Source organism: Methanomicrobia archaeon (genome assembly GCA_016930255.1).
GTDB lineage: Archaea > Halobacteriota > Syntropharchaeia > Alkanophagales > Methanospirareceae > JACGMN01.
In genome coordinates this window covers 1-24,646 of record JAFGHB010000036.1, presented here as the reverse complement: position 1 = coordinate 24,646, position 24,646 = coordinate 1, and the positions used below count along the sequence as shown (strand labels likewise).

Annotated in this window: 18 protein-coding genes and 1 pseudogene; 10 read left to right on the top strand and 9 right to left on the bottom strand. The window is 47.0% G+C overall.

Features of this window, described 5'->3' with window-relative positions; genetic code table 11:
- Positions 1–2,374: pseudogene (locus JW878_05690) on the bottom strand (N-6 DNA methylase).
- Between the two features lie 315 nt (positions 2,375–2,689).
- Here JW878_05690 and JW878_05685 point away from each other — a divergent pair.
- Together JW878_05685 and JW878_05680 are read left to right on the top strand one after the other, a co-directional pair.
- Positions 2,690–3,667 (top strand): phosphotransferase, encoded by a 978-nt coding sequence (locus JW878_05685; GenBank protein MBN1762552.1) that lies wholly within the window; start codon positions 2,690–2,692, stop codon positions 3,665–3,667.
- Positions 3,646–4,365 (top strand): HAD-IA family hydrolase, encoded by a 720-nt coding sequence (locus tag JW878_05680; GenBank protein MBN1762551.1) that lies wholly within the window; start codon positions 3,646–3,648, stop codon positions 4,363–4,365. Before JW878_05685 ends, JW878_05680 begins: the two co-directional genes overlap by 22 nt.
- A 339-nt stretch (positions 4,366–4,704) precedes the next feature.
- On the opposite strand, the gene JW878_05675 is transcribed toward JW878_05680, so the two are convergent.
- The 3 genes from JW878_05675 to JW878_05665 all read right to left on the bottom strand — a co-directional run bounded on the left by JW878_05675 (position 4,705) and on the right by JW878_05665 (position 8,534).
- Positions 4,705–6,408 carry a DUF2156 domain-containing protein gene (locus JW878_05675; protein ID MBN1762550.1) on the bottom strand — a complete coding sequence of 568 codons (1,704 nt, stop codon included), beginning with the start codon at positions 6,406–6,408 and terminating at the stop codon, positions 4,705–4,707.
- A gap of 170 nt (positions 6,409–6,578) precedes the next feature.
- The gene (locus JW878_05670) at positions 6,579–7,598 is read right to left on the bottom strand and encodes a flippase-like domain-containing protein (protein MBN1762549.1); all 1,020 of its coding nucleotides are present in this window, start codon (positions 7,596–7,598) and stop codon (positions 6,579–6,581) included.
- Between the two features lie 30 nt (positions 7,599–7,628).
- Positions 7,629–8,534 (bottom strand): mechanosensitive ion channel, encoded by a 906-nt coding sequence (locus JW878_05665; GenBank protein MBN1762548.1) that lies wholly within the window; start codon positions 8,532–8,534, stop codon positions 7,629–7,631.
- A gap of 504 nt (positions 8,535–9,038) precedes the next feature.
- Here JW878_05665 and JW878_05660 point away from each other — a divergent pair.
- Genes JW878_05660 through JW878_05650 form a run of 3 tightly spaced genes read left to right on the top strand, consistent with a single transcriptional unit; the run spans position 9,039 to position 12,319 of the window.
- Positions 9,039–10,250, top strand: a complete 1,212-nt coding sequence (locus JW878_05660) for a glycosyl transferase family 2 (protein MBN1762547.1) — start codon at positions 9,039–9,041, stop codon at positions 10,248–10,250.
- 35 nt (positions 10,251–10,285) lie between these two features.
- A complete protein-coding gene (locus tag JW878_05655) occupies positions 10,286–11,290 on the top strand; it encodes a Gfo/Idh/MocA family oxidoreductase (protein ID MBN1762546.1) in 1,005 nt (334 codons plus the stop codon).
- 18 nt (positions 11,291–11,308) lie between these two features.
- Complete coding sequence (locus tag JW878_05650) at positions 11,309–12,319, top strand: Gfo/Idh/MocA family oxidoreductase (GenBank protein MBN1762545.1); 1,011 nt, start codon at positions 11,309–11,311, stop codon at positions 12,317–12,319.
- A 194-nt stretch (positions 12,320–12,513) separates the two neighbouring features.
- Here JW878_05650 and JW878_05645 read toward each other — a convergent pair whose 3' ends face one another.
- The 4 genes from JW878_05645 to JW878_05630 all read right to left on the bottom strand — a co-directional run bounded on the left by JW878_05645 (position 12,514) and on the right by JW878_05630 (position 16,785).
- Positions 12,514–13,443: a hypothetical protein gene (locus JW878_05645; protein ID MBN1762544.1), complete on the bottom strand. Its 930-nt coding sequence runs from the start codon at positions 13,441–13,443 to the stop codon at positions 12,514–12,516.
- 5 nt (positions 13,444–13,448) lie between these two features.
- The gene (locus tag JW878_05640; protein MBN1762543.1) at positions 13,449–13,946 is read right to left on the bottom strand and encodes a hypothetical protein; all 498 of its coding nucleotides are present in this window, start codon (positions 13,944–13,946) and stop codon (positions 13,449–13,451) included.
- Between the two features lie 306 nt (positions 13,947–14,252).
- A complete protein-coding gene (locus tag JW878_05635; protein ID MBN1762542.1) occupies positions 14,253–15,575 on the bottom strand; it encodes a glycerate kinase in 1,323 nt (440 codons plus the stop codon).
- A 43-nt stretch (positions 15,576–15,618) separates the two neighbouring features.
- Positions 15,619–16,785: a glycosyltransferase family 4 protein gene (locus JW878_05630; GenBank protein ID MBN1762541.1), complete on the bottom strand. Its 1,167-nt coding sequence runs from the start codon at positions 16,783–16,785 to the stop codon at positions 15,619–15,621.
- A 131-nt stretch (positions 16,786–16,916) separates the two neighbouring features.
- Between JW878_05630 and JW878_05625 the strand changes: the two genes are divergently transcribed.
- Both JW878_05625 and JW878_05620 read left to right on the top strand, forming a co-directional pair.
- Entirely contained in the window at positions 16,917–18,809 is a 1,893-nt protein-coding gene (locus JW878_05625) for a glycosyltransferase (GenBank protein MBN1762540.1), read from the top strand.
- A gap of 92 nt (positions 18,810–18,901) precedes the next feature.
- On the top strand, positions 18,902–20,185 hold the full coding sequence (locus tag JW878_05620; protein ID MBN1762539.1) for an NDP-sugar synthase: 1,284 nt from the start codon (positions 18,902–18,904) through the stop codon (positions 20,183–20,185).
- A 45-nt stretch (positions 20,186–20,230) separates the two neighbouring features.
- Here the strand turns inward: JW878_05620 and JW878_05615 are convergent, their stop codons facing one another.
- Entirely contained in the window at positions 20,231–21,271 is a 1,041-nt protein-coding gene (locus JW878_05615; GenBank protein MBN1762538.1) for a hypothetical protein, read from the bottom strand.
- A 212-nt stretch (positions 21,272–21,483) separates the two neighbouring features.
- Between JW878_05615 and JW878_05610 the strand changes: the two genes are divergently transcribed.
- From JW878_05610 to JW878_05600, 3 genes are all read left to right on the top strand, one after another.
- On the top strand, positions 21,484–22,722 hold the full coding sequence (locus tag JW878_05610; protein MBN1762537.1) for a glycoside hydrolase family 57 protein: 1,239 nt from the start codon (positions 21,484–21,486) through the stop codon (positions 22,720–22,722).
- A 234-nt stretch (positions 22,723–22,956) separates the two neighbouring features.
- Positions 22,957–23,175, top strand: a complete 219-nt coding sequence (locus tag JW878_05605) for a winged helix-turn-helix domain-containing protein (protein ID MBN1762536.1) — start codon at positions 22,957–22,959, stop codon at positions 23,173–23,175.
- Between the two features lie 29 nt (positions 23,176–23,204).
- The gene (locus JW878_05600) at positions 23,205–24,488 is read left to right on the top strand and encodes a glycosyltransferase family 4 protein (protein MBN1762535.1); all 1,284 of its coding nucleotides are present in this window, start codon (positions 23,205–23,207) and stop codon (positions 24,486–24,488) included.
- The last annotated feature ends 158 nt before the right edge of the window (positions 24,489–24,646 follow it).

Sequence of the window (24,646 nt, the reverse complement as noted above, 5' to 3'; positions counted from 1 at the left end):
TAATCCTCCTTTACAGAAAAAGAAAGAAAAGAGGACTCATAAAAACGAATACATCGATGTGTAACCTTTTTTGGTTTACTTAACAATGTCTCATCTTTTTTATAATCAGAATGGAAAACACGACTCTTGATTTGTTGTTGAGTGTGTCCCTTGTATTTGTCGTAAGGTGTTAAGCCAAGGGAAAAATCACAGAACTGCTGAAGGGGTAGACTCGCACTTTCAATCTTTCGCAAAAGCTGCCCGATATTTTCTGTAATGAAAATGTTAAAGATGAATGCGGGTGAATTAAGCCAGGTTTTTTGCGAAAACATTTTTTTATTTGCACAAGTCTGTTCGGAAATTTCGGAGATTTCGTCTGCCCTATTGTACAAAAGGATACTCGTCAGTCCAGTGCCGTTTTTCTCCAAAATGACGATTGCAGTCTCTGCTTTAACATTTGCGAAGACGTTGTCTGGTAAACGAACAAGTTTCTGAATCCAAGTGTTCTCCAGAATCAAGTTTCTTAACTTAGTGTACGAACTCTGCGTTAGATAGGAGTTCGGAGTGATAAATCCAAACAGTCCGCCTTCAGATAAAATCTCTAAGCTCTTTTGAATGAAGGTTGCATAAATGTTCATCCGATTCTGAGTTGTAGAGTATCCTCGGAAGTAGTAACCAACAAGCTCCGGGTCCATTCCTTTGATATCCACCCAAGGCGGATTTCCAATAACGCAATCGAACCCGCCGCGTTTCATAATCCTCCCAAACCCTTTCTCGTCATCATACCAATCGAAGACATTGATGCGCCGCATCTCATCCTCGTTGAAGAGCGTTGTCTGCTGCGTCTCATAGAAATCGGAGCCAATTAACGAATTCCCGCACTTGATATTATCGTCATGGGCAACACGCCTTCAAGCCCTAATTTCACCTGCTGGTCGATGCTCTCTCTGCTTTCGTGTTCGAGCAACTTCAACTGCAAACTCAATTTCGTCACTTCCACCGCCTGCTGGTCAATATCCACGCCGAAGATGTTGTTCAGCAGAATCCGCTTCTTCTCTGCTGTTGTCAAATACCACTCGTTCTCGCGAACCTGAAATACCGCCTCCTTGTGCTTCTTCGGCTGGTGACTAGTGTACCAGTCCAGATGATATTTCAGCAAGAGCGTGTACGCACCGATAAGAAAACTCCCAGAGCCGCACGCAGGGTCAAGAATCTTTAGTTCCGCAATCTCGTCCGGTGTCTTTCCCGCTATCAGTTTACCCACCGTGTTATTGACGATATACTCGACGATATACTGAGGCGTGTAATACACGCCACCCGCCTTTTTCACCTCCGGCTTCGTCTCCACCTTCGCCTGATGGCCCGCGGTCAGCCTGATGACTTTACCCAAAAACTGCTCGTACACATTTCCCAGTATTTCCACACCGAGCACTGAAAATTCATACGGTGACTCCGGATAATACAGATGCTGGATAATCGTTTTCAAGACCTTATCATCGATTTGCAACGCGGCTGTTATCTTATCCGCTTCGAAATCAAATATGCCGCTGTTGTATTTGGACTCTGCGAGTTTAAAGTGGTTTAACAGGTGCTTATAAACCTCGCCGGATTCCGCTTTCGTCTGCAACTGCCCGTACGGCTCGATTCCTCGATCCTCGCAAATCCGCAGGAAGATGATCCGGTCGATAATCTTCTGCACTGCATAGTTCAACTCGTAAATCGTCACGTCAGGATTGCGAAGCGCGATGTTCTTAGCCAGCAACTCGCGCCAGCTCTCGATCTCCTTTAAAAATTCGGTATCGACTTCCGCAGTGCCCTTCTTCCCTTTCGTTGATTCTGCGTACCGATCAAAACTGCCTTTAAGTATCGCCTCTTTCGAAAAGATGTCATAGATCTCATCAAATCTATCGAGATATTCGCCAAAGGTAATGTACTTAATTCTCGCAATGTCTGGTTTGTCCGTTGGTTTAGGCTTGATTCGACAGTCAAAGACCGATAACTCCTCGAAATCCGTTAAAATCGACAATGGTAGTTTCGCACTCCATGCATACCGCCGCAACTGATATGACGGGCTAACATCCGCTTTTATGTTCACTGCCGGCTTCTTCGCTTCAACAAAGAACTTCCGTTGGCCGCCAATCCTGAAGCTGTAATCCGGCGCTCTTGTTGAAAGACCCACTTTTATCGTATCCTCGTGAATAACCTCCTTGTACTGCTCGGCATAGCCTTGTGCATTGTTCACGTCCCAGCCCAGTACTTCAAAGAACGGATCAATAAATTCATGTCGTACCTGCGTCTCGTTATACGTCGATCGCTTATAAACATCAATATTATCCCGGAATCGCTCAATGAGTCCCTTAACCTTTATTTTGGCTTGCCCTTTCGTGTAGCTCATGTACTTTGTTTCAACCATCATCTCTTGAACAACTTAAATCTTTCGCATTTGTTGTGGTTTTATACGATTTCGCCTTCCTGCTTTCGCCCCCACGCCTTTAGTGAGGTGCAGGTAAAATAACCACACGTTCAAAACTCCTTTCTTTATGAGCGGCCCGCTCTGATGCTGAGAAGACGTGTCGTGAGTGTGGCCATAGTACGTTATCTCCCTCCTCCCGAGTACTTCAGCTTATTTAGAGTAGAGCCAAAATTTTTTAGATATTCAATTCTATCTTTTGTTTAACGCCAACCAAATACAACTATAACGAAAAGGCTAATGTATGATAAAAAGGCAATTTATCTCTATCTGGAGCGAGAGATATTCCCCCAACTTGCGCCGCCCCCTTACGGGCGAATAGAGATGAAACGGCTTTCTGATGAAAGGCCGGTCTATCTCTTCCGTGAACGGACGAAAAAGATTAAGGTAGTGGGAAAGTTCTTCGAGTCCGAGTCCATCACCCGAGAAGAAGCCTGGCGACGGGCAGAGAAGGGGTATTTCAATCTAAAACACGTACGAGAAGACTTCGGCATGCAGAGTGGTACGTATCGTATCGTTGCGCCATTGGGTAAGAATAAGGATCTTGCAGCCCTGCTCGTGACGGAGATGGCGCCCGGTAAAGTCCTTGATCATTATCTCGCTAAAGCCATTTATGAAGGGCAGTCACAGCGCCTGTTCGAGAAGTTAAGCTGTCTGGCCGGGTTCTTTGTCCAACTCCATCAGAGGAGTGAGACACGGCGGCAGGTCTCGCCTAAGCTAGCTCAACAGTATCAACGGAAGTTATTGCACTCGTTGCGTCAGGGACCTCTGCACTCATCGGAGCAACATGATATCGAGAACTACGCAGCGAGATGGTGGGGTGAGAGCGATATATTTAACGATCGAACGGTAACCGTCCATGGCGATGCAACCCCGACGAACTTCTTCTTCCACCACGGCGAGGTGATCGGTATCGATCTGGATAAGATGAAAGAAGCGGACCGCTGCTTGGATTTAGGGTTCCTCGCAGCCGAATTGAAGCATCACTTTATGTGGCGTACTGGCGATGGTCTCGCTGCGGAACCGTATATCGGTCATTTTTTGTGGGAGTACGCGGTTCGGTATCGAGATGAGCAGTTTTTTTATATGATAACGCGTAAACTACCCCTTTATATGTCGCTGGGCTTATTAAGGATAGCACGAAACACGTGGCTGGATGAGCCATATCGGAAAAGACTGATAGTGGAGGCGAAGCAATGTCTCAAATACGGGCTGTAATCTTTGATTGCTACGGCACGCTGGTGGATATTAAGACCGATGAGGGCAAGGACGAGATATTTCATAACCTTGCGCTCTACCTCCAGTATTACGGCGGCACCATCGATGCGGAGAAATTGAAGTCCGCGTATGAGCTCGAGAAAGAGCGCCTCCTCAGAGACAGTGGTGAGCGCTACCCCGATATCGATCTCGAGCAGGTGTTTCAGAATATCCTCAGCAAAGAGGGCATGTATTGCCCGTTTCTCGCAGAATCCTGCTGCAAACTGCAACGGCTGCTCAGCCGCGAACGATTTCAGCTCTTCCCCAGTACACTTCCCGTTTTACGGGAAATGAAGCGCGATGGCTATTTCCTTGCGGTCGTCTCCGATGCACAGAAGGTGTATTGCTGGGAAGAAGCGCGAATTCTGGCGCTCAACCAGTTCTTCGATCACATGCTTGTATCGACCGAGTTGGGCTTCAAAAAACCAGACCCTCGACTTTTCGCTGTTATCTGCGATCTCTTAAATGTCCACCCTGCAGAGGCCGTGTACATTGGTGACAATTTCGATCGAGATGTTCCAGGGCCCAAACAAATTGGCATGTCGGTCATCTTGCTTGACCGGGATCAGAACGAGAATAAGCGGAAGCCCGGACCCGATTTCTATGCAAAGGATCTCTGGGAAGCCTGGGAGTGGATTAAACGTAATAGTAAATCTTAGTTCCACAACCCCGTAAAAGGTTCATCAATACGATTCAGCTGAGCTGTATCACGGAAGCAACCCGGGAGGGCCTGGAAGCGCGGGGCTGGGGGATAGAAGTCTACCACCGGGGCATCAAGCAGTGCTGCGGCATTGAACAAGCCCAGGTGAGGAAAGCTGCGGAGCTTAATAGCCATCTGCTCATGGCGCTGCGAGCGTTTCTCCGGTTGGAGGCACATCGGCTACAAACCGGCATCAGTTGGTATGGTGCAAAGTCATGCTTCATTCGCGAGGCAATTCGAGCTTATCTAGCTCATCCTCGATACACGCTCGGTTCGAGTGCGTAAATCCTAACTGTATCTAACGTTTGATAATATCCGAAAGGTTAGCGTCCTGTTTACCCATAATTCTCCAGCCTTCGGTGACTTTAATCAGTGCGATAGTTGCCTTTAAAAGTCCGAGTGGACCACCCTGGTAGGCAAGAAAGCGATCCTCCCAGGTTGGTTCGAATTTATCTTTATAATCCCGCAGCCCCTTAAACGAGAAAAATCTGTTAAGGTACTCAAAAAGGAGATGCACCGCATGCTCCTCGAGGCCTGAACCCGGGTCTTCACCAACTCCAGCAAGCGGGGCCAACCCAAAGTTGAACTTAAGCGAACCCCGCTCTTTCAAGCTAGTGAGTAGTTTTAAAAAGAGATAAGCCATCGCTCCGTTTGGTATTTCTGTGCGATGACGCATCAGATCAGCAGTTGCCTCGCCCTTTCGATAGGTGGGGATTTCGTTAACGAACGCAAGTATGTGGTTCGCTTGGTCAAGTACCGCAAAAAGGGGCGTTTGATTTATATACGTGCGGTCGAATTGGCCGAGGGTAAAACCACGTTCGTGCCTCCCGGGCAGTGAAAGCCACTCGCGAGACACGCTTTCCGCCTCATTTACAACGTTGAGCGGATGGGGAGGTATGTACCAGGCTGTTTTGTACCCCGTTCTCTCCATTTTTCGCTCCGTCTGTCTGAACTCTCTATTATTCGACGTAATACTAACAAAATGTTCAAGGTCGACTATCGCTTCCTCACCAATCTTTATAATATCGAATCCGAGTTGGCGATACAGTTCAAGCAGATCGGGGAGAATATGCTGAAAGGCAACACGCCAGCCATTATTCGAACAAAATTGGAGAAATGACCGAAGTGTTTGCTCTATTTTCTCAGGTGGACCAACTGGATCACCCAAACAGAGCGCGACGCCCAGCGAAACTCGGTAGGCAATGACACACGTGCGATCTTCTGAGAAGTAGTATGCCTTATCCGGCCACAGCTTGAAGAAATCCAGTGAAGAACGTCCGTAGTTCTCCAAAATGCCTTTTGCTTCGAGCCGTTCGTGAGGCCACGTTTTCAATCGATAGGTAACCGGTCTGAACAAACTATACGCTGCAAATCCCCACGCCAACACTCCCAGAATCCGCAACGAATTCAAAAACCAACGAGCATGGCGCGTTTGAGCGATAAGGTCGCTATTTCCCACGAGGGTGAATTCGCGTAATGTCCGAATGAAGGACTCCACTAAGTGAAACTCGATGCCAAAGTCGTTTTTGTGGAGCAGCCAAAAGCCTAAGGTACCGTAAGCGAGAGCGAGTGACAGGCTTATAACCACCAGAGTCAGACCCTTTACAATGCTCGTTGGCTCACTTCTGACCGTAAATCGTTTCCGTACAAAAAGCAAAAGCGCAGCGGTCACCGCAGGAGCTAAACCGGTATAAACGAGATATCCTCGACCGATCTGGGCCACGGTTAATAAGACTAACAGTATCGTGGCAAGCCACCAGGCAACTTGCTTGCGATGGAATAGATGTACTGAGAGATAAACGAGCATAAACCCAAAAATTAAGGTCAATGAGCGACTCAACTGATGAAGTCCGAACGGCAGAAGAATGTGAAAGAGTTGTGGATGCTCTTGAAACCGTACGGCAAGTATAGAGACGATGCTCAACACTCCGTTTGCTAAGGTGATACTCGATACCACCCAGATAGGCCAATCTTGCTTGAATCGCAGTTCCATATCCGGCATTACTTAAGAATAGCTTCCAAACTTTAACTTCTTATCAATGCACATTTGCAGCTTGTTTAGTCTCCTCTGGTTAGTAGGTGGCGTTGCAGCTGTCGCAATAGCGTATTTTCTCTCGTGGCGCTTTTATCATCAAACTTCGAATCGTTATGTCGCGTATTGATGCTCCGGCATCACCTAATGCGCCTGGGAGGTTCGTGATCCTTTTCAGTGTGCTGTAAATAAGCCGCAATCGGAAAGCCAAGCAGTGTTGGCAGCCAGAAGGAGAGCAGGCGGTAAGTCAGAATAACAACAACGACGACGGGCGCGGGCACGCCAAGCCCGCCTGGCAGCAGAAACGCTATCTTGCCAAAAAGTAACGGCAATCCATAACCTGCCAGCAGTGCACCCGGACCGATAGGAACCGCAGCGGCGAAGAAGAGGAAATAGAGTGTTAGCATGTCGAAGCCTGTGTTGAGCGCTGCGCCCAGTGCCGGGCCGTGCCATCCACCACGGTGCAGTGCATCCCATGCACTAAAGAGGCGGGCCATTGCATCTTCGGTCTCGGTTGCTGTATACGGCTTGCGGCGAATCCTAGCCCAGCGGCTGGCCACGCGAACCGCCAGTGCAGTGGATTCTGAACGATGACGAACGCCCCACAGTGCTCCGCAAAGGCCGGCACCCAGCAGCAGCACGATCAGGGAGAAGCTGATCGATTGGATACGTGAAAGCTGGTGCACGATCAGCAAGTGAATCAGACCAAAAATCGCAGCTAAGATTAGTATCACGTTGTTGAACAGGAGGGGAAGTATCCCCGCCAATGTGGCACCTTCTGAGCTAACACCCTTACTGCGCATCCAGCGATAGGTGGCGGCCGCAGTGCCCACCATACCCCCAGCGACCACGCCAACACTGGACGATGCAAGGGTAATCATAATCCCTTTCACGAGGGAGAACCGCTGATGGGTGATAGCAACAATCTCTCGCAACAGATAGCCACTCCCCAGGTAGCTCAACACCTGAGCCACAACGGCCAACGCAACGGCCCAAAGGACCAAGGACTTAATGACCTGGAGCGAATGTTCAAGCGAGGTGAGCTGTGGTAGAACAAGATGCACTGCCAGCCCCAGTAAGACCAGCAGCACGATATAGCGGCTCGATGCGATCAACGCTCCGATTGTTTTGGTAGCTCCATTTGTGGTATTTTTAGCCATCGCACAGCTATTTATGTTGGTTCTGGTACGTCAAGATTTCTCATCGCCTCTCTGCTCCGATTCCAACGTAAAAGGGTTAATAATCTCCTCTTTCAATCGCGTCAACACGGCATCCAAAAATTCCGACACAATTTCGTCCTTTTTATTGACCTCCCGTATCCAGATTCGAATGCTAAGTGTGATGTTAGAGCCCGAGATATCAGCAATCAGGATCTTCGGTTCGAACATTTTTACATTAAAATCGGGCTCAAAGAATCGTTTAAATCGGGGCATTTCTAAGAGTTGCGTCATAATCGATTTCTCCGCGATAGGGACATTCGGCAGTATCCACGCATTTTTATCAGCAACTTCTAAGACGATTCGTTTAATCACTCCCAGATCCGAGCCATAGGGGATCGTTAACTGTACGGGAAGTTCTACGAAGCCTGATTTGGTGTAGTTAATGACTCTGGAAGATAACAATACGGCGTTTGGCAGGTAAATCAGCCGACCGTTTGTATTCCGTAACACCGTCGTCGTCAACGTAATGTCCTTCACTTTGCAGACGCCTGTTTCTGGCGCGCCCCCGACTTCGATCCATTCCTCGAGCTGAATGGGTCTTTCGATTGCAATCAATAATCCCGCGATGAGATTCTGTATGATTTGCTGGGAAGAGAAGGCAATTGCAATGCTGAAGACGCCCAGCGAGGCGGCAAATGCGGTTAAATCTTGACCGAGCACGTGGTGTATGCCTAAATAGATCCCGCCGAAAAGAACGGCATAGTGCGTTGCTCGTGCCAGCAACTTGGAATTACGCCGGGAAAGCCTCCCGTCGAGCAGCCGCCGCATTAAAACGTATGCTACATTGCCAACGATCAAGGTGAGAATAAACGCGAATAAGAAGAGCAAGAAAGACTCTAACCTTACTGTTCCAATCAGGACGTTATCTCCCGCCATCGATTACTATTCTCGCTTTCTCTTTAAAAAGCATCGTACCATTCCTCCATTCCTTACGCGTGATATCCGTATAACATCATCCGGAGGCTCACGACAACGATGACGTATATAAATAAGCAAACTTGGTAAAACCAATCAATATGAGAATCGGATTCTTCAATTTTTGCGATAACTCCTTCAACGGGCGGTGGTGGATACAGTTCGGGGAGTAGATAATCAGAGCACAGACGGAAATGATAACGAAGAGCACATGTCTGGCTTTTGAGGTTCATCAGTGCGAGATACGTTTGGTGGGAGCAATTAGAAGAAGCGTGGAGAACGGGTTATGAACTATGACGAACATGAGATGATGGTGTTCCATAAGAGAGGTATAGATTGGTCTCTTCCGCTTGAATTGGTTTTTTTCACTGCTTTTTGCGAGGGAAGTTTTTTATACTATTTGTATAGTAAATAATATCTAAAAGCTGGAGCACGATTAGCTTCCGAAAGGGGTGTAAAGTAAAATTGTTAACGTCCGTAATATTGGAGAAGATAGAGAAGATAAAGCCGGTGGATGTAGTAATAGGAATATCAGCGAAAAATGTGGACACCACGATAGTGCACGTAATGAACGTGGCAGCTACGGGTCTTATGGAGTTTTTATCAGACTATAAAGGGCTCGTGGTCGTCTCAAATGGCTTTTCCACCGATCGGACTGCGGAACTTGCGGAACTGTTTGAACTCCCGAGAAACGTCTCGAAAATAGTCACCGAGCTGATGGGTGAGTCGGGAAAGGGGAATGCCATCAGAACAATCTTTGAGATCGCCAAGCAGGCTGAAGCTGACACGGTAATACTGCTGGATGGGGACTTGCTGAGCGCCCGTCCGCAGTGGGTAGAGCACCTGGGGCAGCCGCCGATATACGGGACGGCAGATCTTGTCGTTCCCTATTATGTTCGATACAAGTATGATGGTATAATAACCAACAACCTCGCGTATCCCCTGACGAGGGCTCTCTACGGCGTACATCTAAGACAGCCAATAGGTGGTGATTTTGGTGTCTCAGCCGAGTTTTCCAGCAGGCTCTTAGAGCACCCGCTTTTCCCCTCACGCTTTGGTATTGATATTTTTATGACGACCGTTGCAGCGGCGGAGAACGTCGGCATTCAGGAGGTGCTCCTCGGACTGAAATTACACGAATCTACCACGAAGTACATCGATCCCGGTACGCACTTGACACCGATGTTCAGAGAGGTTGTGGGCTCGATGCTGGACTTGATGATGTATTATGAGGATGTATGGAGGAATGAATACATACCCCGAAGGGTAAGAAGGGTGAAGGCCAAGTATCACGGTCAAAAGCCCACCCCTGTAGCAGTCGATATTGGCAAAGTGGACAAGATGTTCAAACAGGGGTACAAGGACTTTGAGACCCTCATATCGGCAAGTATGGCTAATGACGTCTTTAAAGAGCTTGAAAAAGCGGCTCAGAAGGAGCCGGCAGATATCGGGCCTGAGTTGTGGGCACGAATCGTTTACAATATGGCCGCTGCGTACAAGCGAAATGCGGAAGAGAGAACCAACATACTTGACGCTTTGCGGATACTCTGGATGGGGCGATTTGCGAGCTATGTCAATGATACAAAGGATATGGACACAAATGAGGCGGAGAGAGAGATAGAGCGACAGGCCGAGATCTTCGAGCAAGAACGCGATTATTTGAAGTCCATTTACTAGCTAACCAGCCGTAATGGAATGAACAGGTACCGGTAATGAAAGTTGCAATTGTAGGCAATGGGAACGTTTATAATCTGGCGCATTCACACGTCTGGAAGGCGCTGCGTGGTGTCGAGATCCAGGCGACCTGTGATGTCATTGCAGAGCGTGCGGAGCGTGCATGTAAAGAGCTCGGTGCGGCGAAATGCTTTACCAGTGTGGATGACCTGCTGAGTGATGATGAGATTGACCTCGTCGACCTGTGTGTGCCAACCCACGAACATGCGCCGTTGAGCATCGCCGCGCTCGAGGCGGGCAAGCACGTTATCTGCGAGAAGCCAATGGCGCGAAATTTAAAAGAGGCGGAAGCGATGTTCAGAGCCGCGGATAAGAGTGATAAGGGTTTATTCATCGCCCATACACGGCGATTTGATCGGCGGTGGAAGAAAATAAAGGAGACCATCGATTCTGGACGGATTGGAACGCCAATGTACTTCAGGCGGTGTGAACGGAGCTGGCTGCCCTTTGCACCAGATTCCTGGCATTGGGATAGTGAGAAGAGCGGCGGTGTCCTGCTGGACCTGGGTGTGCACTGCGTCTCGATGGTAACCTGGTTCCTGGGAAGCGAGGTAAAAGAGGTATGCGCTCAGGGAAAGATGATCAGAACCGAGGCAAAGGAGAGAAAGACGTGTGATCTGGCGACCGTTTTGTTACGGCTGGACGGTGGAAAGACCGCGTTTTTTGACGTGAGCTGGGCGTTTCCAGCGGCTTACGGACCGTTTTACTCCGCGTTGGATCTCGTTGGCACCGGGGGACGGATCGAATACAGTGATAAGAATACGAATCCCATGCTCCTCGTCACGGACAAACTCGAATACCCCCGCTATTGGCCGCTCCTGTCCACCGATTTGAGCAGTTTTTATGACGAAATGAGAGAGTTTCTGCGCTGCATCGAGAGTGACGAAGAGCCGGTCGTCACCAAAGAGGATGCATACGAGATATTAAAAATCGTGCTTGCGGCGGAGGAATCGATCGATAAGGGAGCGCCGGTCAAAGTATGAGGTGAGGTGATAAATAAAATGCAAAAACTCAACGTTGGTATTGTGGGTTATGACCACGTGCACGTGCTCCGGTACGTTCCGGCGTTTTTGAGCACTCAAACCGTTCGGATAACAAAGATCGCGGCGCTTGGCGCGAATAAAGAAGTCGCCAAGAAAGATGCCGATTCGATTGGCTGTTCGTACTATGAGACCCTGGATAAGTTCTTCGACGGGTTAGATGCGATCTACGTTGGGACGACTCCACCAGACCATAAGGACGTGATCGAACTGGCCGCGGAGGCGGGTGTGCATGTGCTCTGTGACAAGCCGATCGCATTGACGTTGAGCGATGCAGACGAGATTATCCGCTGTGCTGCCTCAGCTCACGTAAAACTGATGGTGCCCTTCAACCCGCGATTCCAGATCCCGTTCATCCGCGCGAAGGAACTGATAGACGGTGGCGACCTGGGCGAGCTGCAGTACATCTACGCAGTGAAGTACGGGAAGAGCCCAAGGTATATAAAAGGCGTGGATACCGCGTGGTTCTTCGATCCAGAACGAGCGGGCTTTGGCGGGTTTGGCGATATTGGTATCCATGCGATTGATGCGTTACGCTGGTTGACGGGCTCGGAGGCGAAGCGCGTGTATGCGGATATCGGCAAGCGGTTAGATGCAGCGATCGAGATCGATGACCTCGGCTGCATGCTGATAACCTTTGCGAACGAGGTCATTGCCCTTTTGAGTGCGGGCTGGGCGAATCCACCGGGCTATCCCAAAGGGCTTGACGTCCGATTCGAAATTCTGGGCACGAAAGGAGTCGCGCTTATCGAGAAGCCGTATCACGATTTTGCCATCTCAGATAACGAACGAAGGGAAGAACAGGATTGGTGGCGCGTGGACATCCAGAGCGCGGTGGACGAATTTGTGGCGAGCATCATCGAGGATCGCGAGCCGAAGATCACAGGGAAAGACGGACGCGCTGCGCTTGAGATACAGATTGCCGGGTATCTGTCTGCGGAAACCGGGAAAGAGGTGGCGTTGCCGCTGTAAGCGTTATCTATCAGGTTAACTGCTGGGTGAGTGATGAATAACGTTGCAGTAAGCTAAAGCTAACTTTACGAAAATTGATTGAGTACAGTCTGTTATCAGATTCTAATCTTCTCGTGTAGAATTGTTAAACGCAAAGACGGAGTATTATCGGTTTATGCATATTTAATATTTTAAAATCATGATAGAAATTGCACTCATTTATTTTTTAAAATCCAAAGAAGGGGTTTTACTACGCCAATTGGTTTTAAATCCGTCGGTGGATTGCCTAATTCATTTAAATGTCCTACAGATGATACATTAAAAATATTGAAAGTTTGGCATCTATTCTCACAGACCTTTTCTAATCTTATTACCTTCTCCATTATCTTTGTTTGATCTGCAGAAGCCAAATCATTTATTAGGTCGTATTTCATAAAAGTCAGAGCCACGGGGGCTCGCAATTTGGATCCAGCAGAAACTCCTTTTTTCTCGAGGAGTATGTGAATTGCCGCAATTAAGTTATTTTCCATTTCACGGATCTCCACATCCGTACCATCAATAAGTCGCTGAACATCAATAGCAATAAGGATAGCATCACTTTGAATCACATAATTGAAATAATCAGTTTTCTGGAGCCACATATCATCATCTGCGTCAAATTCGTGAATATGTTCTCCTGCATAATCGCCGATTTCTATTTTAAACTTTTTTCTGAAAAAACCGTACTCTCTAACTGCTTTTGCACGATAAAAAAATGTTCCTTTCGGAGACGTTGGAGGTAACCATTGGCCTGATGTGAGCAAATTTAAATCCTGCGTATATTTTTCAACTGTTTCACTACCATAAGGGCTGAAAGAGATGTTGTCAAAAGTCTTTGTGCCCAGCTCGTCAAATAAAACGGTCAAAAATACAGTCTTACCTGACGAGGGGTATCCTAAAAAGCCTATTGATAAAGTAGCTGGGGTACGTTGTACAATTCTACCCAATAAAATTGTACTGATTCCAAAAAGAAAGGCTATTATTGCAAGCAAGAAATTTAAAACCTCTGGATATTCCTGTGTAAAAAGGAAAATTGACACACCTAAAATAATTATCATCATAGTACTCAAAGTAAAAAAATCAAACCGATAAAATTCTTTATCCATGTATATCACTCCCCTAGTTTATATCTTATTTTTAATATTATTATCGAAGGAATAGTAATACAACTCAGTACAACTTCAAATTTTGTTATTTTAGATAATCTAGCCTCACTTTTTTCAATTATCTGAAGATTATGAGATATAGTTTGATTGATATTAATATAGTTTTCAGGCTTATCGTTTATATCTTCAATCGATGACATAAGAGATTCCTCTATCTCCATATGAGCAGCACCCACACAAACGAAAGCAACCAAAAAAGTAAACATTAGTCCAAAGAAAACAATTGATAAGCCATCAGCTAGATCTTCATCTCTCAGTTTTCTTGCACTAATAGCAGCCAAAAAACATATTATAGTCATTGAAAATGATAGATCAGAAGGATCCAAAATAGACCAAAAAGTGAGTTCTTGATAAAAATAGCGCATTAAAGACCCCAACAGAAACGGTATCAATGGGAACAGTATATATTTAGTTGACCAGCTAAAAACCTTCTTCATTGACATTTTTATATAAAACCAAAAAATCATTTGTTCTTATAAATCTTTCGGTACATTCTAGATTTAGCGTGTTACAGGTTTAAATGGGGGCTCCCTCTGATTTTGAGAATCGTGTATCAACAGGCAATTTATCTCTAAAGCCTCGCGGCTTCCCCCGTTTAACGTTTTTCTGCGGTCTTTTTTGGATAAAAACCGTGAAAAAGGGTCGAGCTAAATTGCTGTCGGTGCTTTTGTTACCTTCATGCTATCGTCTCAGAATCGCGTTCAGCGGCCTCTTGTAGCACTATCGCGGAGGACTCGGGGATGGAGGACTCATCGACACAGCACCAGCCTGACATCCATCACGTTCGTATTCGTCGGCCCGGTTTTAATAAGATCATCCAGTTTCTCAAAGAAGTAGTAAGCGTCGTTATTTCGCAGATATTCGATCGGTTGCATCCCTTGTTTCTTGGCTCTTTGGACAGTGAACCCATCGACGAGAGCGCCAGCCGCATCAGTCGGGCCGTCGGTGCCGTCAGTGCCGCAACTGAGTATGACCGTGCCATCCATTCCCGCGATTTCAATTGCACTCGAAAGGACAAATTCCTGATTCCGCCCGCCAAGGCCCGTTCCCTTAATGGTTACCGTCGTCTCACCGCCTGAGATGATACACGCAGGCTTTTTGATGGGATTCCCGGTTGCGTGGATCTCCTTTGCTATCGCCGCGTGAACCTTAGCGACCTCTTTCGTCTCTCCCTCGATCGCCGAAGAGAGTATGAGCGTATGATACCCCAGCTCCTGGGCTTTTTGCGCCGCAGCGTTCAGTGCGAGTATGTTGCTGCCGATGATGAGATTACAGGTCTTCTCAAAAATGGGGTCGCCCGCTTTTGGGGTTTCTTCGAGCTCGCCGTTCAGACCCCTTTTCAGCAGAGTCGAAACGGCTTCCGGGAGTTTCAAGTTGTATCTCTCGAGTATTTCACGACACTCTTCAAAGGTGGACTCGTCAGGAACGGTTGGTCCTGACGCGATCACGTCCATGCGATCCCCAACCACGTCGGACAGCAGAAGCGAGATCACGGTTGCCGGATACGCGGCTCTCGCCAATTGCCCGCCCTTTACCCTGGAGATGTGCTTTCGTATCGCGTTCATCTCGTCTATGCTTGCACCGCTCTCCAGAAGCAGCTTCGTCACTTCTTGCTTCTCCTCCAGACTGATTCCCTCTTGCGGAAGCGGCAGTAACGCCGACCCGCCGCCAGAAATTACAAATAGCACCAAATCGTTCTCGCCGAGCCCGTGTAGCAAGGTCACGATCTCTCGCGTTCCCCGCACACCAGCCTCATCGGGAATTGGATGGCCCGCCTCATTAAGTTTGATGAAGTTTAAATCCGTTGTATACCCGTACTTGACATTTACAATGCCACCATCTATCCGGTCTTGTAGGAGATCTTCCAGGGCGTGCGCCATCGAAGCGGCGGCTTTGCCGCACCCCGCCACATAGAGATGGGCATACTCATCGAGATCATAACGCCGATCGCCAACGCGTAAAATCCCACCGGCCAATCCTACCTGTTTCTTGACTGCAACAGCAGGGTCTACAGCTTTGAGAGAGGCATTAAAGATCTCTCGTGCATCCTTTCTCAACTTTGTATCTTTCATAAATAATTGACCAATGGTGGTTTTATCTAGTCAAAGACGCCGCTTACTCCACCACTCGCTTATACACATCCACGACTTCATCTGCAATGCAATGCCAATTATACTTCTTGGTAATCAACTTTTTGCCGTTTTCGCCCATACGTTTCGCCGCCTCAGGATTGGCGAGCGCATAATTGATACACCATGCGAGTGAATCGGGCGATAGGTACGCTTTGATGCCGGTCGTGAAATTAGAGATCAGGTGAACCGCTTCCGTGCCGACAATAGGTTTATCGGCATCCCATGCTTCCAGGACGACGATGCAAAACGGCTCGTTACGGCTCGGCACACAGACAAGATCGCACGCATTCATCCAATCGGCTGCTACGTCATCAGATGCGTACCCGAGAAAATGGCACGCATGTTTTACGCCTAATTGAGCTATTCGATGCTCGCAGGAACGTCTCAGCTCCCCCTCGCCGATGAAGACAAACTTGACGTCCCATCGACTTGCCAACACCTTTGGAACTGCCTCAACCAGGAGATCGGGTCCTTTTTGATAGCTCATGCGGCCAATAAACAGTACAACGGGGGCTAAGGGGTGTATGCCATACTGCTTTTTTATCGTACCCGGGTCAATCGCCCGTTTTATCTTACCCGCATTGAGACCATTAGGAATCAAATGCAGTTTATACTCGGGGATTTGATAAAGGAATTGCAGCTCGTTCTTTAAATTCACTGAGGTAACGATCACCACCGCCGATTCATAGCCCGCAAGCCATTCTCTGTGCGAAATCTCACGAAATTCCCACCACGATCCAAACATATTACCATTCCGTCCCCATTCAGTGCTGTGGAAGGTCAGTACATAGGGTACGCCATAGGTTCTCTTGATAGTGTTCAATGCAATTACGGGATGCCAATCGTGGCCGTGGCTAATATCGAATTTCCCAAATAACTTCTGCACGGCATCAAATCGATGTACCATTGCATCACACATACGATCCATTTGCGTAGCAACACCGCCCGATTGGTCATGTGGGCATCGCTGGTAATGCACGCCATTTATCTCGTCGTACTCACTTTTATCACCAACTCGCGTGAACACATGCACTTCGTGTCCTTTGGCTGCCAAAATCTCTGCAAGCTCGGAAACGTGCGGTGCTATACCCCCTACCCTCACCGAATGGAGGCTTTCCCATGAAAACATGCCGATTCGCAACGATTCCATCTTTTAACCCCCCGAGCACTCACTTTTTCCCGACCTTTTGGAAGCAAAATGGGAAAATGGGACCCAACTTATAAATAGTAGGGGCGTGATAGTTTAAAAAGGATGGTTAAATCGCTAACTCACCAGAAAACATGACAACGAACGAGATATTGCTGGTAGAAGTGTCAAATGAGGTTTGTAACAAGGTAGGTGGAATATACGGTGTACTTGCCTCAAAGGCGGACTTGATGGTGGAAAAATTCCCAAACTATCTGGCGGTTGGACTTTACAACCACGCGACCTCACCGCACGATTTCCTGCAGAAGACACCACCTATCGATGTGGACAACGTGTTCAGAACGCTTTTAAATGAAGGTATTCAGGCCTATTATGGATGCTGGAAGGGGGGGAGAAGAGTACCCTGCATTCTGTTAGATACTCATGGGTATATGAATAAGCCAGCATCTGATGAGAGTTATAATAGAACAGTTTTAGGGGTGTCCCAAAATGACCCTGCAGGTCTCAACTCGATAGGTCATGTCATCAAAAGGAGGAACTGGGAGCTTTTCAGGATTGATAGCTACACCAGTGATTATTTTTATGATGAAGCGATAACGTGGTCTGAAGCGGCTGGCCATCTGATCGAGTTGCTCTTGAAAACCCCGTTGTATGCGGATAAAAAAACGGTAGTCATCGTGCATGAATGGCTATCGGCAGGTGTCATTTTCAGAAGAAAGGTATTTGACCTACCCTACCGCACTATCTTCGTTACCCATGCAACATCGCATGGAAGAGCGGATAGCGCAACAGGCGTTAATGTCACAAAGAAAGTTCGAGCGGGGTTGACAAAAGGGCTTGAGGGAACAACCGTAAGCGCCTACGAACGGGGTGTGCAGGCAACACACTTCACGGAAATCGCAGCGGCTGAAAATAGCGACCTCTTCGCCTCAGTATCCCAATCAATCGCAGAAGAAGCCGCATATTATCTCGGCAAAACGTCGGATATCATTCTGACAAATGGCATAAGGATGCCCGCGGGAAGAGCCTTCGGCGATGTTCGGAAAATACACGCGGTGCACAAGGAGATAATCCATGAATTTATGCGGGTCGTTCTCTCGCCACACTATGATATAGAAAAACGGGATAGTTTGATTGTGATGACCTCGGGGAGATACGAGCTTGTGAACAAGGGATTTGACCTTTATATCAGAGCGTTAGCAAAGTTGAATGACGAACTCCGAGGCACTGAAGCTACTAAGCAGGTCTACACGTTCATGTTAGTGCCCTCACGGGTAAAAGGGCTTAATGAAACGGTGTTGAAGGCGAAAACGCAGTATCGGAGGCTTAGAAGCACGCTCGAACCAGTTTCTGACTATTTCATCGAGATGTTGACACAGGCAGTCGTACAGAACGACCAGGCCTTCCTTGATAAGAGCATAAGAGAGGTGCTCAGTAAAGATGTGACGATGGCAGAAATTTTGAGCAATGCGTTCGAGATTCCCGAAGCGTTAACGCGGGACACATTCCCACCGATTGCGACGCATGATTATGCTTATGAGCAAGACCCGATTTTGGACCTGTGCTGGCAGTTGGGGCTGAGAAATAGGGAAGAGGATAACGTGAAAATGATGATCATACCATCGTATCTCAGCGCGGACCGAATGCCAATGTATCTGAGCTATTTTGACTTTGTGAACGGGTGTGATCTTGGCATATTTCCAAGCAGATACGAGCCGTTTGGGTTAACACCAATTGAAGCGGCGGCAAATGGGTGCATCGCAGTCACGAGTGACCTTTCAGGATTGGGCGTGGAACTCAAATCGATGGGTAAGGGTGATGAGAAAGATGGAATCTATGTGCTGCCAGTTTTAAATAGGAGCGATGAGGACGTTACCGATACTTTGAAAGATTTCTTGATGGGTTTGAGAGACATGCCGTATGATGAACTCCTTGCATTAAAAAGGAAGGCGTATCAGTTAGCCGAGAGCTTCTCATGGCAAAATAAAATCGAAAACTATGTCGCTGCGGTTGAAAAGGTGGTTTAGGCTTTCAACACCTGCTTTATTCCTCGATGAGAAGGACCACGACCCACCTATTTCGAAAGCCTAATAAACCTTCAGTTCACCTTAACTAGATTATGGATGTAACGAAACTGAAGTGCTTTATTCCAGTCGGCGGTCAGGCAAAGCGGTTAAAGCCATTAACATATTATATATCAAAGCCCTGCGTCAGGTTCTTGAACAGACCGTTACTCGAATTCTCAATGGCAACACTCGCGGAACAGGGTATAAGAAACTTCATCTTTGGAGAGGGCGGTTATACCAACTATACCAACCTCTTCGATCAGTATGGAGAGGGGATTGGGTTCTCAGCAAAGTATATGATCGAACCCCGGGTGCATATTAAACACCAACCTAACTTGGATGACTTTGGAAGCGCTGATTCTTACCGGCTTAACATGGGCTATTATGACGTTCGTGATCCCGTGCTTGTGATTCAGGGAGATAACCTCTTCAACCTCGAGCTCAATGACTTTATCAAAGTGCACGAAGAGAAGGGCGCATATATGACCATCGCTCTGACGAAGGTGGATAACGTAGAGGAATACGGCATTGCCGAGTTAGATAATACGATGCGGATTAAGCGATTTATCGAAAAGCCGAAAGCCGATAAAGCACCGAGCAAGCTTGCCAATGCGGGCATCTACCTCCTCTCACCAGAAATCAGACAAATCGTTGAAAATGCGGAGATAAAACGGATAACTGAAGAGAGAAGGAGGCTCGATTTCGGATTCGACTTCATTCCTTACCTGGTCGATCATGGCTATCCGGTCTATGGGTATGAACTGAACGTATGGTATGATGTGGGTAGTCCAGAGAAATATCTTAAGGCTATGCATGAGGTGCTTCACGGTGCACTGGATATACGAATTTTAGAACCAAAAATTGCACCGGATAGAAACATTTGGCTCCAGGGTTACAGCGAGGAATCTATCAAGCGGAGGGAAGCGATTGTCAATAACTATAAAGAAAATAAGTTATTCATCGAAGGGGCCGCTCTGATTGGAAGGCATACGAGAATTGGCGATTACTCCAAAATTGCTGATTCAAACATCGATAATTTCTGCATACTCGGTGAGTATGTAAACGTAGAACGGTCCGCGATTATGGATGCAGCACGAATAGGAGATCATACGCGTATTACGGACAGCATCTTGGGGCGTAAAGTTGTAATAGAATCAACCCGAGCGAGCCCCACCTCTATCGAGTCAAATTCGGTGCTTGGCCATGCTGTTCACATCGGCGAGGGATGCAGGCTTATTAGAACCAAAATTAATCCTGGATTGACGATTCCACCGGGCATGCGGTACGTCGATGCATTTCTGCGCAATGACGTAGACGTTCTTGACCTTGTTCGTTAACACCATGACTCCCTCCTGTCTGGGCCCGTGTGCCCGTGAAACACATCAGGAGAATATAACGTGTGCTAACTTGAAGGGATCGGAAGAAATAACAGAAGCCGAATACAGTTCCATTGCTCCGAAATCAGAAGTTCTATCGGCTAAAGAACCTCTATCGACAAGCCGAACGATATGCCCGTCATGCAGCTGAAAGATCGCAAGGTTGTATGACTGCACCCCCATATCGAGATAGCTCTTCAACACCGTGTAAATTGTATCCGCCATGTCATCGCTTCTCTTCGCCTTGCTGAGAATAAAAATCTCCTTCTCCTTTATTGGCGTCAAATAGCACAGGATTTTTTCTCCTTTGTTCTCTTTCGCAAGACCTAACGTCTTATGAACGGTATATAAATCCTCGAAATAATCGGCGTTAAATCTCCGGTTATAATCGGCAGCAGCTTTATCTAAAGCTTCTAATTTACCATAGCGCTCCTTAGAGGCACTTAATTGCATATGCCCGTGGATAATTGAAGCTCCGCTCTTCCAGAGACAATTCCACATGAAGAACTTTTGGAGTCCCCGTTCACCCCGGTAGTAGTGAGAGACCTCATCAAACCAGCGCTCTCCGGTGCTTAAGTAATCCGCGATCCAGTCCTTTCGTATCACCAACGGATTGTGCTCCTTGAAAATGATCAAACTGTGAACCGCATCATACTTTGCTATATTGCTTGCAGTAATACAATATTTCCCCCTTATCCTGCCGAACACATCTGCTGGTGTTTGGGTTTCGGGATTACAAAAAAGGCAGTTCTCTTTCTCTTCTAATTCCTCTAATCGAATCTTAGATCTCGCCTCGATGGGTCTATCGCTCCGTAACTGATTGAACAAACTATGCTCTCCCGTAAACCGGTTTTTAATTGAGATGATCCGTTGCGCCTCGATGCGCTCAACAGAGCCAAACCGCTCTTTCACCCACTGCTCCATCGCTTCAGGAACTTTCTGGCTACCCGTTGAGCGTTCAACCGTATAAAAACGATGAAACAACTCGTGGGCATCCGGTGATAACTGTCCGAGTGGTATGTCAAGTTCCGTTATTTCGTATTTCATCGTTTTATTCGATCCGCTATCATTGCCCTCATTGTTCCTATGTTGGTGTAACATATAAGGCAGTGACATCAATAGACCACTAGCCACCGAGGGGGATAATTAGCGGAAAAATTGTGCGTGTACGTTACAGCAGAAAGCCAACGCATTTATTTATGCTACAAGTCTTATTTAAAAAGAGGGCTTATTGAGTACTTATGGATGATGTGAACGAAATGATAAAGAAGAGCATCTGCCTTATTTTTGAAGTTCATCAGCCGTACCGATTAAGAGATGACTTCTTCTGGCAGAAACAGATGTTCAAAGGAAGCGTGAAGGGTGCCGACCTCTTCGCTCATTACTTTTCCGATTTCAAAGATAGGGGAATATTTGAGAAAGTAGCGGCAAAATGCTATCGACCGACAAATGAACTCATATTACGGTTGATAGATGAATACGACGATTTTAAAGTGGCGTATAGCGTTACCGGCGTGTTCATCGAGCAGTGCGAACGATACGGTTTTAAGGATTTAGTAGAAGATTTCAGAGAGCTTGCCGCGAGCGGACGCGTAGAGTTCCTGGATCAAACGTATTATCATTCACTAGTGGGTCTTTATGAGGACGAGGACGAGTTTATCGAGCAAGTACGCATGCATCGTGAAGTAATGCGCGATGTAATCGGCTACGAACCCACTTTTTTTGAAAACACCGAGCTGTTGTACAACAACCGAATAGCGAAGCTTGTGGAGGCCATGGGGTACCGGGGGATCATCGCCGAGGGTGTGGAGCGGGTATTGAATGGGCGCTCACCAAATTACGTTTATGAGCCTGTGGGCTGCAAAAATCTCAAAGTGCTGCTCAGGGATTATACCTTAACGGATGATATAGGGTTTAGATTTTCTCTTAAGAGTTGGCCAGAATATCCTTTGACGGCCTCTAAATATGCCGCCTGGCTCGATGCGACACCGGGGCAATGTATAACCCTCTTTTTAGATTACGAGACGTTTGGCGAGCATCAATGGGCAGATACAGGGGTATTTAGTTTCCTCCAGGATCTTCCTAAGCAGGTATTGGCAGCCCAAATGAAATTTGCGACCCCTTCTGAACTCGTAGAAACGTATCAGCCGACAGGGACAATAGATGTGCGGGATTTAGAAACGACATCGTGGGCTGATGTGGAGAAAGACACGTCGTGCTTTATCGGGAATACGATGCAGTGGGCGTGTTATGATTATCTGAGATGGCTCGAGCCGTATGTAAAAGCGTCAAAAGATGATGAAATGCTAAAAATATGGCGATACCTGGGAATAAGCGACCATCTCTATTACATGTTCACGTCTGGCGGTGCACCCGGTGATGTACACAGCTATTTTTCTCACTTTAAAAAGCCTTATGATGCGTTTGTCACGTTATTATCAGTTATCCACGATTTTGATGCCCGTTTAAGGGCTGATATTAAAAGATCTGGATTTTGACTGAGCTGCAGGAGTATCTGACGGGTATGTCGCAAGTGGAAGCGGAAGAGACGCACGAATGGGTATACGACACGAGGTGATTTTAGGAGCAAGATACGGGAAAATGTGGGTGAGGAATTAGTCACACACAGTATAAACATTGACGCACGATATCAAAAAGCGACATGAGGACTTTGACCAAATATCTGGAGTGAAAACAAAACATTCTTATCTTTTCCGTCATATAATTTTAACATGGTAAATAATAGGAAAGAGATAGGAAACATCGCAGGAGAGATATGGCATTTGCTGAAGGAAAAGGGGGAGTTGAGCATATCCGACGTGGCCAAAGCGTTCAACGCACCGCAGAGCACCGTGTATATGGGTCTTGGATGGCTTGCTCAGGAGGATAAGTTAGAGTTCTTACCGAAGAGTAAGGGCGAACGTAGGGGCGTTAAAGTTAGATTGAAATAAAACCTTGGAGAAAAAAGAGTGCATCACACATGAGAATCGGCTTTTTCGTTTGGGAATATCCGCCGCGAATTGTGGGCGGCCTGGGAACCTATGCGGCGAATATTTGCCCTGCAATGGTCAAGCTGGGACATGATGTCTCTGTATTCACTCTGAATGACGGGACGTTAAAGACGAGAGAGACCTTAAAAGGCATTGATGTTAACAGACCACTGCTTGTGGAGGGAGGCGGCATACTTCCGCTCTGCATGACCGAGGACCTAAGAAAATGGGGTACGGGAATAAAATTCTTCAACGACGTGCTGATATATAACATCCTCAGTGCGACTAAATTTGCTAACGAGCTGGTAAGAAAAGAGGGATATACATTTGATATAATCTGTGCACATGACTGGCTGAGTGCGATGTCAGGGATCATGGCGAAGCGAGAGACGAATCTCCCTTTCGTCTTTCATGTGCATTCCACTGAATGGGGTCGTGCTCTCGATGGTGGCTCAGCGACGGTTACGCATATCGAGAAGACCGCAGGGGAAATAGCTGATAGGATTATAACGGTAAGTTATCCGATGCAAGAAGATCTCATACGGCATGGCTTCGATGCTCATAAAATAAATGTCTGCTGGAATGGCATTCATACAGATAAATATAATCCAAATAAGCTTTCAAACGAGGATATTATGGGATTGAGGAGCAAATATGGGATTCGCCCAGAAGAGAAAATGATACTCTTTGTTGGGAGGTTGACTTCAGTAAAAGGTGTCATAAACCTGATAAAAGGAATGCCTACGGTTATAAGCAAGCATCCCGAGGCGAAACTAGTAATACTTGGGAAAGGGGAATTAGAACGAAGTATTTCCGACCTAATAAGCATATTGAACATTGGCGATCGGGTTAAGACCAAATATGAGTTTGTAAGCGAGGAAGAACGGATATTGCATTACGGTGCTTGCGATATCTTTGTCGCCCCTTCCGTGTACGAGCCGTTCGGGATTGTTGCGTTAGAAGGGATGGCGATGGGAAAGCCCCTTGTAGTCGGTGCCAAAGGCGTCATGGGATTTAGAGATTTTGTAATCCCCGCAGGCCCTGACCAAACGGGCATTCATGTCGATGGTAATAATTCTGCAGATATCGCATGGGGGATACTGTCCCTGCTTGAAGACCTGGAAGAAGCGCGGAACATGGGTGAAAGAGCGAGGACACGGGCGGAAAAGTATTTCACGTGGGATAAAATCGCCGCCTACACCCTTGAGATATATGACGATGTGGTAAATGAAGGAGGAAGGAGCAAAACAAACAGACAAACCAACGTAACGTAAATTCACGACATCTTGAGTTGTAACAAAGCACGTTTCGGTACTAATAATCTTTACTCATCGGTATTTTGAGTTGTGGAGTCCAGTTATTATTTCGTCAGTCCATGCCTTCGAATGGCATGGTAAAACTGACGAATGAGGAGATCAAATGGCTCATAATC

Bases quoted from the DNA above. Each gene is read 5' to 3' on its own strand.
- JW878_05685 (MBN1762552.1), top strand. From the start codon at position 2,690: ATGTATGATAAAAAGGCAATTTATCTCTATCTGGAGCGAGAGATATTC.
- JW878_05680 (MBN1762551.1), top strand. From the start codon at position 3,646: ATGTCTCAAATACGGGCTGTAATCTTTGATTGCTACGGCACGCTGGTG.
- JW878_05675 (MBN1762550.1), bottom strand. From the start codon at position 6,408: ATGCCGGATATGGAACTGCGATTCAAGCAAGATTGGCCTATCTGGGTG.
- JW878_05670 (MBN1762549.1), bottom strand. From the start codon at position 7,598: ATGGCTAAAAATACCACAAATGGAGCTACCAAAACAATCGGAGCGTTG.
- JW878_05665 (MBN1762548.1), bottom strand. From the start codon at position 8,534: ATGGCGGGAGATAACGTCCTGATTGGAACAGTAAGGTTAGAGTCTTTC.
- JW878_05655 (MBN1762546.1), top strand. From the start codon at position 10,286: ATGAAAGTTGCAATTGTAGGCAATGGGAACGTTTATAATCTGGCGCAT.
- JW878_05650 (MBN1762545.1), top strand. From the start codon at position 11,309: ATGCAAAAACTCAACGTTGGTATTGTGGGTTATGACCACGTGCACGTG.
- JW878_05645 (MBN1762544.1), bottom strand. From the start codon at position 13,443: ATGGATAAAGAATTTTATCGGTTTGATTTTTTTACTTTGAGTACTATG.
- JW878_05640 (MBN1762543.1), bottom strand. From the start codon at position 13,946: ATGTCAATGAAGAAGGTTTTTAGCTGGTCAACTAAATATATACTGTTC.
- JW878_05635 (MBN1762542.1), bottom strand. From the start codon at position 15,575: ATGAAAGATACAAAGTTGAGAAAGGATGCACGAGAGATCTTTAATGCC.
- JW878_05630 (MBN1762541.1), bottom strand. From the start codon at position 16,785: ATGGAATCGTTGCGAATCGGCATGTTTTCATGGGAAAGCCTCCATTCG.
- JW878_05625 (MBN1762540.1), top strand. From the start codon at position 16,917: ATGACAACGAACGAGATATTGCTGGTAGAAGTGTCAAATGAGGTTTGT.
- JW878_05620 (MBN1762539.1), top strand. From the start codon at position 18,902: ATGGATGTAACGAAACTGAAGTGCTTTATTCCAGTCGGCGGTCAGGCA.
- JW878_05615 (MBN1762538.1), bottom strand. From the start codon at position 21,271: ATGAAATACGAAATAACGGAACTTGACATACCACTCGGACAGTTATCA.
- JW878_05610 (MBN1762537.1), top strand. From the start codon at position 21,484: ATGATAAAGAAGAGCATCTGCCTTATTTTTGAAGTTCATCAGCCGTAC.
- JW878_05605 (MBN1762536.1), top strand. From the start codon at position 22,957: ATGGTAAATAATAGGAAAGAGATAGGAAACATCGCAGGAGAGATATGG.
- JW878_05600 (MBN1762535.1), top strand. From the start codon at position 23,205: ATGAGAATCGGCTTTTTCGTTTGGGAATATCCGCCGCGAATTGTGGGC.